Origin of the sequence: Pseudomonas sp. 18173 (assembly GCF_050432945.1) — a bacterium.
In the GTDB taxonomy this organism is placed as follows: Bacteria; Pseudomonadota; Gammaproteobacteria; order Pseudomonadales; family Pseudomonadaceae; genus Aquipseudomonas.
The window spans coordinates 149,149-161,571 of sequence record NZ_JBKFTN010000016.1; the positions used below are offsets into that span (position 1 = coordinate 149,149).

13 protein-coding genes are annotated in these 12,423 nt (G+C 59.9%); 7 read left to right on the forward strand and 6 right to left on the reverse strand.

The window, feature by feature from the left end:
• Nucleotides 1-126: 126 nt before the first annotated feature.
• Together ACLD1X_RS18975 and pnuC are read right to left on the reverse strand one after the other, a co-directional pair.
• A complete protein-coding gene (locus tag ACLD1X_RS18975; RefSeq protein WP_429370237.1) occupies nucleotides 127-651 on the reverse strand; it encodes an AAA family ATPase in 525 nt (174 codons plus the stop codon).
• Nucleotides 648-1,211 (reverse strand): nicotinamide riboside transporter PnuC, encoded by a 564-nt coding sequence (gene pnuC / locus ACLD1X_RS18980; protein ID WP_429370239.1) that lies wholly within the window; start codon nucleotides 1,209-1,211, stop codon nucleotides 648-650. Before pnuC ends, ACLD1X_RS18975 begins: the two co-directional genes overlap by 4 nt.
• Before the next feature lie 416 nt (nucleotides 1,212-1,627).
• Here pnuC and ACLD1X_RS18985 point away from each other — a divergent pair, with 416 nt between their 5' ends.
• Entirely contained in the window at nucleotides 1,628-2,458 is an 831-nt protein-coding gene (locus tag ACLD1X_RS18985) for an undecaprenyl-diphosphate phosphatase (protein WP_429370241.1), read from the forward strand.
• Nucleotides 2,455-2,889, forward strand: a complete 435-nt coding sequence (locus tag ACLD1X_RS18990) for a DUF1294 domain-containing protein (RefSeq protein ID WP_429370243.1) — start codon at nucleotides 2,455-2,457, stop codon at nucleotides 2,887-2,889. Before ACLD1X_RS18985 ends, ACLD1X_RS18990 begins: the two co-directional genes overlap by 4 nt.
• An 11-nt stretch (nucleotides 2,890-2,900) precedes the next feature.
• On the opposite strand, the gene ACLD1X_RS18995 is transcribed toward ACLD1X_RS18990, so the two are convergent.
• Both ACLD1X_RS18995 and ACLD1X_RS19000 read right to left on the reverse strand, forming a co-directional pair.
• Complete coding sequence (locus ACLD1X_RS18995) at nucleotides 2,901-3,260, reverse strand: MmcQ/YjbR family DNA-binding protein (protein WP_429370245.1); 360 nt, start codon at nucleotides 3,258-3,260, stop codon at nucleotides 2,901-2,903.
• The gene (locus ACLD1X_RS19000; RefSeq protein WP_429370247.1) at nucleotides 3,257-4,165 is read right to left on the reverse strand and encodes a LysR substrate-binding domain-containing protein; all 909 of its coding nucleotides are present in this window, start codon (nucleotides 4,163-4,165) and stop codon (nucleotides 3,257-3,259) included. Before ACLD1X_RS19000 ends, ACLD1X_RS18995 begins: the two co-directional genes overlap by 4 nt.
• A gap of 131 nt (nucleotides 4,166-4,296) precedes the next feature.
• Between ACLD1X_RS19000 and ACLD1X_RS19005 the strand changes: the two genes are divergently transcribed.
• Nucleotides 4,297-4,908, forward strand: a complete 612-nt coding sequence (locus ACLD1X_RS19005) for an FMN-dependent NADH-azoreductase (RefSeq protein WP_429370249.1) — start codon at nucleotides 4,297-4,299, stop codon at nucleotides 4,906-4,908.
• 168 nt (nucleotides 4,909-5,076) lie between these two features.
• The gene (locus tag ACLD1X_RS19010; protein WP_429370251.1) at nucleotides 5,077-6,114 is read left to right on the forward strand and encodes an alpha/beta hydrolase family protein; all 1,038 of its coding nucleotides are present in this window, start codon (nucleotides 5,077-5,079) and stop codon (nucleotides 6,112-6,114) included.
• On the opposite strand, the gene ACLD1X_RS19015 is transcribed toward ACLD1X_RS19010, so the two are convergent.
• Complete coding sequence (locus ACLD1X_RS19015) at nucleotides 6,108-7,307, reverse strand: MFS transporter (protein WP_429370253.1); 1,200 nt, start codon at nucleotides 7,305-7,307, stop codon at nucleotides 6,108-6,110. The two genes, ACLD1X_RS19010 and ACLD1X_RS19015, sit on opposite strands and share 7 nt — an antisense overlap.
• A gap of 398 nt (nucleotides 7,308-7,705) precedes the next feature.
• Nucleotides 7,706-9,292, reverse strand: coding sequence for an ABC-F family ATPase (locus tag ACLD1X_RS19020; protein ID WP_033052720.1), 1,587 nt, complete (start codon nucleotides 9,290-9,292; stop codon nucleotides 7,706-7,708).
• 487 nt (nucleotides 9,293-9,779) lie between these two features.
• Here ACLD1X_RS19020 and lpxO point away from each other — a divergent pair, with 487 nt between their 5' ends.
• From lpxO to ACLD1X_RS19035, 3 genes are all read left to right on the forward strand, one after another.
• Nucleotides 9,780-10,679: a lipid A hydroxylase LpxO gene (gene lpxO, locus ACLD1X_RS19025; RefSeq protein WP_429370255.1), complete on the forward strand. Its 900-nt coding sequence runs from the start codon at nucleotides 9,780-9,782 to the stop codon at nucleotides 10,677-10,679.
• Nucleotides 10,680-10,785: 106 nt separating this feature from the next.
• Nucleotides 10,786-11,130: a hypothetical protein gene (locus tag ACLD1X_RS19030; protein WP_429370257.1), complete on the forward strand. Its 345-nt coding sequence runs from the start codon at nucleotides 10,786-10,788 to the stop codon at nucleotides 11,128-11,130.
• Between the two features lie 67 nt (nucleotides 11,131-11,197).
• Nucleotides 11,198-12,349, forward strand: coding sequence for a PQQ-dependent sugar dehydrogenase (locus ACLD1X_RS19035; protein ID WP_429370259.1), 1,152 nt, complete (start codon nucleotides 11,198-11,200; stop codon nucleotides 12,347-12,349).
• The last annotated feature ends 74 nt before the right edge of the window (nucleotides 12,350-12,423 follow it).

Genomic DNA, 12,423 nt, shown 5'->3' on the forward strand with positions numbered 1-12,423 from the left:
CAAATCCGCCGGCCAAAAGAAGAAGGGCGTTGAAATGGGCTGTTTGAGACAGGGAGAGTGTTTCAGGATCGGACATTTCCCCCCCCAAGGTAGAGGAGGGACTGGGAAAGTCCCCCCGAACGCCGGTCAGGCTTCGAGCAACAGGGCCACCGCGTCCAGTGCCTGGAGCCGGCGTTCTGCCCAGTCTCCGCGCAGTACCTGAACCGGTTGTGCGTGGCGCTCAAGCCAGGCGAGGGTCTGGTCGAAAAAGGCCTGGCGCTCACTCAACCGGGGCTGGCAACGCTGGCCGTCGTCAGTCCATTGTACCTGCTCCGGCGACAGTAGCAGGTGCAGGTCGTAATGCCGGGCCAGCAGCGCTTGTTCAATCCAGGCGGGGCAATCGCCAAACAGGGTCTGGCTCCAGAGGATATTGCTCAGCAGGTGCGTGTCGAGGATGAGCAAAGGCGGTTGTTGCGCTCGCGCTGCGTCCTCCCATGCCAACTGACCGCGGGCGATGTGAGGGATGTCCGCCAATGTGGTGTCCCGCGGATTCTGCTCGATGAACCAGCGCACATACTCGTCAACCAGAATGCCACCGAAATGCGCTTGCAGTTCGCCCGCCAGCCAGCTTTTACCACTGGATTCAGGGCCTGTGAGGACCAGGACTTTCATGCGCGCAATGCCGGATCGGCGCGCCATTCGCGCCAGCCGAGTACGGCAATGACGGTGAACAACCCGTACAGGATGGCGGTCAGGTAAAGGCCTTTATAAATGAACAAGCCGACGAAAATGACATCCAGGGCGATCCACAACGGCCAGCACTGGACGCGTTTTTGCGCCATCCAGACCTGCGCCACCAGGCTGAATCCGGTCAGCGCCGCATCGAGCCAGGGTTGCGCGGCGTCGGTCCAGCGGACCATGGCGGCACCCAGCAACAGGCTGCCGAGTGCGCCAATGGCAAGGCTCAACGCCAGGGACCTGCCATCGAGCCGACTGACTTCACGGCCATGCATGGTTTCGCCCGTTCGTGTCCACTGCCACCAGCCGTAAAGCTGCAAGGCGGCATAGACGACTTGCAGCAACATGTCCGAATACAGCTTCACTTCAAAAAAGATCCAGCTGTATAGCAGCACCATGACCAGGCCGATGGGCCAGCACCAGGGGTTCTGTTTGACCGTCAGCCAGACGGCAATGACACCGAGGGCGGCGGCAAACAGTTCAAGCCCGGACATGGAAGATCCTTGAGAAATCGAGAGGGGGCGGATTGTAACCGTATTGGCGCGCGGAGTCCTTTGGGGAAGGGCGTGCCCCCACTGAAGTACGAAACGGTCCTGAAAAATGCCGTGGCCTGCCGGGTCCAATCACGGCGGATTCTTGTTCCTGTCATGAAGCATTGCCAGCATCCAGCCTCGCCCTGCCGAACGAGCCTGTGCGAGCGGTGCCAGGTAACGCGGCAGCGCCAATCGGACTTGTCTGATAGGATTTGCGCCCCACACGGGTAATCCTGATTCAGGGTGGTTTTTTCACAGGATTTTTACGGTGCTGTGGTGATCCTTGATGCGTGGGGCTTCAGCTACGCTGATCGCAATGAAAGCTTTTGAAAAATACTAACGGGGCATGCCGGTGCGCATAGCCTTTTGGGGGATTGATGGATCTTTGGACCGCCTTTCAGGCATTGATTCTTGGGGTTGTAGAAGGGCTGACCGAGTTCCTGCCCATTTCCAGTACCGGCCACCAGATCATCGTGGCCGACTTGCTCGGCTTCGGGGGCGAGCGGGCAATGGCGTTCAACATCATCATTCAGCTGGGTGCCATCCTGGCGGTGGTGTGGGAGTTTCGGCGCAAGATCTTCGACGTGGTAATCGGCCTGCCGACCCAGCCGGGTGCCCGGCGCTTTACCGCGAACCTGTTGATCGCGTTCTTGCCGGCCGTGGTGTTGGGCGTCATCTTTGCCGACCTGATCCACAAGTATCTGTTCAATCCGGTCACCGTGGCAACGGCGCTGGTCGTGGGCGGGTTCATCATGTTGTGGGCCGAGCGTCGCCAGCATGAGGTACACGCCGAGACGGTGGATGACATCACCTGGAAAGACGCCCTGAAAGTCGGCTTCGCCCAATGCCTGGCGATGATCCCGGGCACATCGCGTTCGGGCTCGACCATCATCGGCGGGCTGCTGTTCGGCCTGTCGCGCAAGACCGCTACCGAGTTCTCGTTTTTCCTGGCGATGCCAACCATGGTCGGCGCAGCGGTGTATTCGGGCTACAAGTACCGTCACCTGTTTGTCCCGGCGGATTTCCCGGTGTTCGCGGTCGGTTTCGTCACGGCGTTCGTCTTCGCGATGATTGCGGTTCGCGGACTGCTCAAGTTCATCGCCAGCCACAGCTATGCGGCGTTTGCCTGGTATCGCATCGTTTTTGGCCTGTTGATTCTGGCGACCTGGCAATTCGGCTGGGTTGACTGGAGCGCGGCCAAGCCGTGAGTGACTCACGCTCGCGTTCGCACAATAACCCCGGACGTCAGTCCGGGGGACAGATCCGTCATTCACGGCTCAAATGGCTGGTGTTTGCACTCCTGTGCGCGTTGCCGTTGTCGGGTTCGCTGTCGTCGTGGCTGCATGGGGCGTCGCTGATTCCCCTGGCGGCCTACGGCATCGTCAGCGTCGTGACGTTTTTCCTGTACTGGAGCGACAAGCGCAAGGCTCGCGCCGAGCAATGGCGCACGCCGGAGAATGTCCTGCATGCGCTGGAGTTTGCCGGAGGCTGGCCCGGTGCCTTGCTGGCCCAGCAGATGTTTCGGCACAAAACGCGCAAAGTCTCGTTCCAGTTGGTGTTCTGGATCATCGTGCTAATGCACCAGGTGTTCTGGATCGATCATCTGTTTCTTGGCGCACACCTGTTCGCCTTGTTTTGATAAACAAGGCGCTACAGCAAGAGTCCGACTTGAGTGCGCTTTGGCAGCCTGCTCACCACCAATTGGTGGGAACGCTGCAGCAATCCCTGTAGTTCTTCGCCACTGAGCGGGTAGGGCGTTTCCATGATGATCCACTGGGCGCGCGCCAGATAAGGTGCCGGGTGAATCCCCGGGCGGTCGCAGTGACCGAGAAACACATCCTTGTCGACCTTGAAGGCCAGGGAATCACCCCGCAGGCCCTGCAAGGCGAACATCTTGTTCCCGGCAATCGAAAACACCCGTACGCCTCCCCATTTGTAGTCTTCCCGCGCTCCGGGCAGGGCGAGGCAAAATTGCGCGACATCCTCTTCGCTCATCCGTCCAGCCTTCATAACAATCGTTCCCCACAGGCATTGAAGGATTCGACCAGATGGTCAATCCAGGCGCGTACCGCCGGCATCACCCCGCGTCGATGAGGATAGACCGCCTGCAGCCAGCCACCGGGCAAGGACCAGTCGGGCAACAACTGCACCAGTGAACCGTTTTCCAGTTCCTGTTCGCAATACATCATGGGCAGCATGGTAAAGCCCAGGCCGGAGAGGGTGCTGGCCTTGCGCACGATAAAGTCATCGATGCCCAGCCGGGCCTCGAGCGCGAGCTCACAGCTTTTGCCTTTTTGATCGAGCATGCGGATGTGCACCATGCGGTCGGCTTCCAGTGCACCGAGCACCGGCAGGTTTTTCAGGTCCTCGGGATGATTGATCTTGCGGCCAACGAGAAAGCCGGGACTGGCGACCATCAGCATCTGCGCCTGGCGCAGCCTGCGGGTGACCAGCAGCGGGTCTTCGTCGCCCAGTTCCCGCACACGCAGGGCAACGTCGATGCCTTCGTTCACCAGGTCGACCCGTCGGTTGAGCAGCATGACCTCCAGCTGGACTTGTGGAAAACGCTCCAGAAAGTCGCTGATCACCCCCGGCAATATCTCGTGGGCCAGCCCGACCGGGCACGACACCCGCAAACGCCCACGGGGCTCGCTGGACATGCTGGCCACGGCCTCGTCGGCCATTTCCGCCTCCAGCAGCATTGCCTGGCAGTGCCTGAGGTAGCGTTCACCCACGGCGGTCAGTTTCAGTTGTCGGGTGGTGCGTTGCAGCAGGCGCGCGCCCAGGCGTTCTTCCAGTTCGGCAATGCGGCGTGACAGTCGCGACTTGGGGATGCCCAGCAATCGGCCGGCTGCCGCGAATCCACCGGCTTCGACGACTTTGGCGAAGTAATACAGGTCGTTGAGGTCTTGCATGATCTGAGCCTGATTGTTCTATCTGTGAGACGAACTATCGCATTATTGCCGGCTAATCAGCTATTGGTTTCGTCTGTAGGATTAGTCCCATCAGATCGCCCTTGTGGGCGATCCTCACTTGGAGATCCCACATGAAGTTGCTGCATATCGATTCGAGCATTCTTGGCGACAACTCGGCCTCCCGTCAGCTGAGCGGTGAAGTCGTCAAAGCCTGGCAAGCTGCCGAGCCAACCGCCGTGGTGACTTACCGCGACCTGGCCGCCGACGCGATCAGCCACTTTTCCGCCACCACCCTGGTTGCCGCCGGCACCACCGCTGAACTGCGCAACGCCGCACAGCAGCACGAAGCCGAACTGAGCGCCTCGACCCTGGCCGAATTCCTCGCCGCCGATGCCGTGGTGATTGCCGCACCGATGTACAACTTCACCATCCCGACTCAACTGAAGGCCTGGATTGACCGCATCGCCGTTGCCGGTCAGACCTTCCGCTACACCGAAGCCGGCCCTGAAGGCCTGTGCGGTGGCAAGAAAGTCGTGATCGTCTCGACTTCCGGCGGCATTCACGCCGGTCAGGCGACCGGTGTTGCCCACGAAGAATATTTGAAGGTGCTGTTCGGTTTCATCGGCATCACCGACATCGAAATCGTCCGCGCCGAAGGCCTGGCTTACGGTGACGACGTTCGCAACAAAGCCATGAGCGCTGCTCACACGCAAATCAGCGAGCAACTGTTCGCCGCTGCGTAAGGCCTGCGTAAAGAACGCAAGCGTTCAGGTAATACCCCAAAAAACTCTGTATTCTGGTTACGCAAGTACCAGCTACGGAGTTTTTTGTTTCTGGTCGTTTCAGATTGTGGCCTGACTTATGCAGTCAAGGGTTCACGTCTCAAGTCCGGTAACAAGGTGGGGCATCCCATGATGCGTCTTTGTGCAACTTTACTGATTTGCCTGCTCAGCAGCCTGAATACAGTGCACGCCGCGCCTGCACCGCATCCTCACTGGAGCGTCGGCTTCCATGAGATGACTTTTCTCGACCCGCTGGACCTGCAGCCGATGCGTGCCATCGCCTTCTATCCTTCCAGTGACTGGGAGCACACCAGCAAGCTGGAGGGTTACACCGTCGAAGCCGGGGAGGACACCAAAGTCGCCATTGGCCGGTTCCCGATGCTGATGCTGTCCCACGGTAACACCGGCACCCCGCTGGCCCTGCACGATCTCGCCACGTCACTGGCGCGTAAAGGCTTTGTCGTGGTGGCGGTGATTCACCCCGGTGACAACTCCAGGGACCACAGCCGCCTCGGTACTTTGAGTAACCTGTATGGCCGGCCGATCCAGATTTCCGAAGCCATTACCGCGACCTTGGGCGACCGTATGCTGTCGCCGTTCGTCAACGCCGATCAGGTGGGCGTCATTGGCTATTCGGCCGGTGGCGAGACCGCATTGATCCTGTCCGGCGCGACCCCGGACCTCGATCGCCTGCGCCGTTACTGCCAGGAGCGTCCGGATGACCGCGACGCCTGCAACACCCGTGGCGAACTGATTGTCGATCGTGACGACCTGCAACCGGTGGCTGACCCTCGCGTCCACGCCTTGATGCTGATGGCGCCGCTGAGCCTGAAGTTCGGCCGCCACACCCTGGCCGACGTGCATGTGCCGGTGCTGCTTTACAGTGGCGACGGCGACAAACTGGTGGCTGTCGACAAGAACGCCGCGGCACTGGCGCGCAAACTGCCGACGGCACCTGACTTCAAGTTGCTGGCGGGCGCAGGGCACTTCGTCTTCATGGCGCCCTGCAACGACGAGCAGATCGTGATCATGCCGGCGCTGTGTACCGATGCCGATGGCGTCGATCGGCAAGACATTCACCGTAACCTGATCTCTGAAGCCGGAAGCTTCTTCTCGCGGACCCTGGGCAGGGCGACCCGGGCCGGGATGCAAACGGCTGATCAGTAATTTTTGCGCGACCCTGCGCGGTGCTTGAGCAGCAGGGTCAGCCCCAAACCCGCCACCGACAACAACGCCGCACTGAAGAAAATCCACGCATAACCCAGGTTCAGTGCCACTGCGCCCATCAACGGGCCGGCGATGGCCAGCGCCAGGTCGAAAAACACCGCGTAGGCACTCAAACCTGCGCCCCGACTGGAGTCAGGCACCTGTTTAATGGCCTCGACACCCAGGGCCGGGTACACCAGGGACAGGCCAAACCCGGTCAGGCCGGCGCCAATCAGCGCATAGCCGGTCGAAGGCGCCAGCCACAGCAGTACCAGGCCAACCGTCTCGATGCACATGCAGGCAATGGCCGATGTAAACCCGCCGAAGCGGCTGATGGCGGATATGAACAGTAGCCGCGACAGAATGAAACAGACCCCGAACACGGTCAGGCAGTAGGCCGCGCCGGTCCAGCCGCGATTGACGTAATACAAGGTGATAAAGGTCGTCAGGGTGCCGTAGCCAATGGACGCCAGGCTCAGGCTCGCACCAAACGGCGCAATGCGCCCGAACACAGACCAAAACGGCAGGCGCTCACCGCGCACCACGGGCACCGAGGGCTTGTTGCGAATCAGCAGCAGCGCGGCCAGTGCCAGCAGCGACAGGACGATGCCAAGGCTGGCGAAACCGAGCTGTTGCACCATGACCACGCCCAGCGGCGCCCCGATGGCAATCGCACCATAGGAGGCGATGCCGTTCCAGGAGATCGACCGCGCGGTGTGCTCGGCGCCCACCTGGCCCATGCACCAACTGATGGTGCCGACGCCAATCAGCCCTTGGGCAATTCCCAGCAACAGGCGCCCGGCGATCAGGATCAGCAGGCTGAGCAAGGGAAAGCCTTGCAGCAGGGTCGACAGCAGTGTCAACACGCCACTGAGCACGATGCCCGTCAAGCCATAGATGATTGCGCGCTTGGTGCCAACGCTGTCGGACATCCGCCCGGCCATGGGCCGGCTGAGGAGGGTGGCGAGGTATTGCGAGCCGATGGTCAACCCGGCCACGATGGCGCTGAACCCGAGCTGCTCGTGGACATACCCCGGCAATACCGCAATCGGCAAACCGATGCAGAGGAAGGCAACGAAGGTATAGAAAACGATGGAGACGATCTGCAGGGTGATCGCCATGGAGCTTTGCGGAGCAACTTGCTGCACAGACATGAGGGCTCGTTCGCGGGCGGCGGTGGGAGAACTGCATGATGGCGCGGCGTTGCGATAAAAGAAAGCAGGCTAACTAATTTTTGCAGTCATTGATGGCCTCTTCGCGAGCAAGTCGAATCGTCGCACCGCCGCTCCCACATTTGGAATGCGTTCCCCTGTGGGAGCGGGCTTGCTCGCGAAGGATTCGGCACCCAACAAAATCCCACCCATGAAATGCAAAAAGCCCTGTCACATGGACAGGGCTCTTAACTTGTAGCTTGCAGCTTGAAACTAATCGCTGCCTTTAGAACACCACANATTCGGCACCCAACAAAATCCCACCCATGAAATGCAAAAAGCCCTGTCACATGGACAGGGCTCTTAACTTGTAGCTTGCAGCTTGAAACTAATCGCTGCCTTTAGAACACCACACCCTGGCTGCGCAGGTAGTCGTCGTAGGTGCCGCTGAAATCGGTCACGCCGTTAGGGCTCAACTCGATGATGCGGGTGGCCAGGGACGATACGAACTCACGGTCGTGGCTGACGAAGATCAGCGTGCCCGGGTAGTTTTCCAGCGCCAGGTTCAGCGCCTCGATCGATTCCATGTCCAGGTGGTTGGTCGGTTCGTCCATCACCAGTACGTTCGGCTTTTGCAGGATCAGCTTGCCGAACAGCATACGGCCTTGCTCACCACCGGAGATGACCTTGACCGACTTGAGGATCTCGTCGTTGGAGAACAGCATGCGGCCCAGAGTGCCGCGAATGATCTGTTCGCCCTGAGTCCACTGGCCCATCCAGTCGAACAGGCTGACGTCGTCTTCGAAGTCATGGGCGTGGTCCTGGGCGTAGTAGCCCAGCTCCGCGCTTTCGGTCCATTTCACCGAGCCGGCGTCCGGGGTCAGCTCGCCCATCAGGGTGCGCAGCAGGGTGGTCTTGCCGATACCGTTCGGGCCGATGATCGCCACGCGCTCGCCGGCTTCGACGGTGAAGCTGAAGTTCTTGAACAGGGTCTTGCCGTCGAAGCCCTTGGACATCTGCTCGATGGTCACGGCCTGGCGGTGCAGTTTCTTGGTCTGTTCGAAGCGGATGAACGGGCTCACGCGGCTCGAAGGCTTGACTTCGGCCAGCTGGATCTTGTCGATCTGCTTGGCGCGGGAAGTGGCCTGCTTGGCTTTCGAGGCGTTGGCCGAGAAGCGGCTGACGAACGTTTGCAGTTCGGCAATCTGCGCTTTCTTCTTGGCGTTGTCCGACAGCAGTTGCTCGCGGGACTGGGTCGCCGCGGTCATGTACTCGTCGTAGTTGCCCGGGAACAGGCGCAGCTCGCCGTAGTCCAGGTCGGCCATGTGGGTGCAGACGCTGTTGAGGAAGTGACGGTCGTGGGAAATGATGATCATGGTGCTGTTACGCACGGTGAGAATCGATTCCAGCCAGCGAATGGTGTTGATGTCCAGGTGGTTGGTCGGTTCGTCGAGCAACAGCACTTCCGGATCGGAGAACAGTGCCTGAGCCAGCAACACCCGCAGTTTCCAGCCCGGAGCCACTTCGGACATCGGGCCGAAATGCTGTTCCAGTGGAATACCCAGGCCCAGCAGCAGCTCACCGGCGCGGGATTCTGCGGTGTAGCCGTCCATTTCGGCGAACTCGGTTTCCAGCTCGGCCACGGCCATGCCGTCTGCTTCGCTCATTTCCGGCAGCGAATAGATGCGGTCGCGCTCGGCCTTGACCTTCCACAGCTCTTCGTGACCCATGATCACGGTGTCGATCACGGTGAATTCTTCGTAGGCGAACTGGTCCTGGCGCAATTTACCCAGGCGCACGTTCGGCTCCAGCATGACCTGGCCGCCGGACGGCTCGAGGTCGCCGCCGAGAATCTTCATGAAGGTCGACTTGCCGCAACCGTTGGCGCCGATCAGACCGTAACGGTTGCCACCGTTGAACTTGACCGAAACGTTTTCGAAGAGCGGCTTGGCGCCGAACTGCATCGTGATGTTAGCTGTAGAAATCAAAGGTTTTTCCTGCGAAGCATTCAGAGTAGCTAGGGTTGCGGCAGTACCGGTTCAGTACCCGTTCCACTGTTCGGACCCCGGGACATTCATCCCGATCAACAGTGGAAGATCCATCTGGCATTAAGTGGACAGCAGCATGTGGCGCGCCTGGCCCGAGTCAACGTGCGCTGAAAGGGGTGGTTTCCCGCTCTCAACCTGGGGCGCGTAAAGTTTGGCGGCGATTGTACTGGTCTGGCTCTTTAAACGATAGGGCGTTGAGGTCCGTGCAACGCTTTGGCGGATTTTGCGGTGACATTTTCGCCGTTGTAGGTTAATTATTGGTTACAAACTGTGGCCAAAATGCCATCCATCAGCCGGATACCGACCATCGGTGTGGCTCGATGACACCACAGCGCCGCTGTTTCGTATTCAACCGCTGCACAAGCCCCGGGGACCGGCATGCCGGTAAAGGGCGCAGTTTGTTTACTTCTGACGTGTGACGATTTTCGTGAAACTGATCATTGCCGTTATCTACGTTGTCTCTGTTGCGTATGTCCATCTGCGTGGCCAAGTGCGCCATAGGCTGGGTCGCCAGTTGAGTGATCACTCGACGTTTCTGGCGCCGATCAATTGCTTTCTCTACCTGTTTTCGAAAATTCCCAACAAGCCGTATCTCGACCCGGCCGACTTCCCGGATCTGCGTCTGCTGCAGGCGCACTGGGAAGAAATTCGTGCCGAAGGCCGGAACTTGCTTCACGCCGGCGAGATCAAGCGTTCGAACCAATACGACGACGTCGGCTTCAACTCGTTTTTCAAGACCGGCTGGAAGCGCTTCTATCTCAAGTGGTACGGCGATAGTCACCCGTCAGCCATGAAACTCTGCCCGCGCACCACCGAGCTGGTGCAGGGCATTGGCTCGATCAAGGCGGCGATGTTCGCCGAGTTGCCACCGGGTTCCAGACTGGTGCGCCATCGCGACCCTTATGCCGGTTCGTACCGTTACCACTTGGGCCTGGAAACACCCAACGCCGACGGTTGCTATATCAATGTCGATGGCCAGGACTATCACTGGCGCGATGGCGAAGCGGTGATGTTCGATGAGACCTACATTCATTACGCAGAAAACACCACGCCGCACAATCGCATCATTTTGTTCTGCGACGTCGAGCGGCCGATGAAGTATCGGTGGGCAGCGGCATTCAATCGCTGGTTCAGTCGCCATGTCATGTCGGCGGCCGGTGCACCGAACGAGGCGGGTGACAGGACCGGCGGGCTCAATCGACTGTTCAGCAGGATCTACAGGATTCGCCTGCGCGGCAAGCAACTGAAAAAGCGTAACCGCACGCGTTACTACCTCGAAAAATGGTCGATTTTTGCCGGGTTGCTGGTGGTCTTCATTCTGATCTGAGAGGTGTTCTGTTACATCTTCCCGGGGAGGTTTTTGTTAACAAATCCGAACCCCGGGCGTAGCGTGGTATCGAAGTCCTTATCCACGCGATGTAGAGAGGCACCCCATGAACCGAAACGTGTTTGGCGCCGTTGCGCTAGCCCTGAGTGCCATTCTGGGCCCCCAGGCACAGGCCGATGCCTCTGCTTCGTTGCAACTGGCCCAGAACCTGCCAGGCCGCACCAGCAACCCTTACAACAGTCCGATTCAACGGGCCAACCCCAACAGCATGCAAGGCACTCAACCCAGTGCCCCGGTCATACGCGGGCCCAATACCGTTCCGGTCCCGCGCCCGCCGACGCTGGACAACGGCGGCATCGGTAATCGCTATCCCGACCGGAGCGTTCCCGCCAGCCCGCCGAAATTCATTGCCAATCCACCCCCACGAGACGTCGGTAACAACATCCCTTGAGGGGCAGGCAGGTCGTCTGCCCGCTGTTTTTCAGCAGAACTCATGTTGATCGGAAAAGGAATCGTGCATGTTGCGCAAAACCCTGTTGGCAACCCTCTGTGCCGGCGCGTTGATCACCGCCACTGCCGCTGTGTTTGCTGCGCCCGTCCAGGCGATGAAAAGCGAAGAAGGCACCCTTGAGGTCACCCCGGTCGTGACGGGGCTGGAGCACCCCTGGGCGCTGGCGTTCTTGCCGGATGGTAAAAGCATGCTGGTAACCGAACGTCCGGGCAACCTGCGGCTGGTCACTGCCGACGGCAAGCTGTCGGCACCGCTCAACGGCGTGCCAACGGTCTGGGCCAAAGGGCAGGGCGGCTTGCTGGACGTGGCGTTGTCACCGGATTTCAAGCAGGACCGGATGGTCTATCTGTCCTATGCCGAAGGGGGCGGTGAGGATAACAAGGCCGGTACTGCGGTGGGCCGCGGCCGGCTCAGCGAAGACATGACGGCGCTCAAGGATTTCCAGGTGATCCTGCGTCAGCAACCGAAACTCTCGGTCGGCAACCATTTTGGTTCGCGGCTGGTGTTTGATCGCGACGGTTACCTGTTCGTCACCCTGGGGGAAAACAACGACCGCCCGACCGCCCAGGACCTCGACAAGCTGCAGGGCAAGGTGGTGCGAATCTACCCGGACGGCACGGTGCCCAAGGACAACCCCTTTGTCGGCCAGGCCAACGTGCGCCCGGAAATCTGGTCCTACGGGCAGCGTAACCCGCAAGGCGCAGCGTTCAACCCGTGGAACGGCACGCTGTGGGAGAACGAACACGGCCCTCGGGGCGGTGATGAAATCAACATCATCGAGCGCGGCAAGAATTACGGCTGGCCGCTGGCGACCCATGGCATCAATTACTCGGGCCTGCCGATTCCCGAAGCCAGGGGCGAGCTAGTCGAAGGCACTGTTGCGCCGAACCATGTCTGGGAAAAGTCCCCGGGGCTGAGTGGCATGGCGTTCTACGATGCCGATCGTTTCAAGGCCTGGCAGGGCAACGTGTTTATCGGCGCGTTAGTCAGCCAGGAACTGATTCGCCTGGAGTTCCAGGGCGACAAGGTGGTGCACGAGGAGCGGTTGCTCGGGGAGTTGAAACAGCGCATTCGCGATGTGCGACAGGGGCCGGATGGGTATCTGTATGTGTTGACCGATGAAGAGGATGGTGCCTTGTATAAAGTCGGATTGAAGTGAAATTCATCCGCTGCCTTCGCGAGCAAGCCCGCTCCCACAAAGGTTCCTACAGGTCCTGTAGATCCGATAGTCCA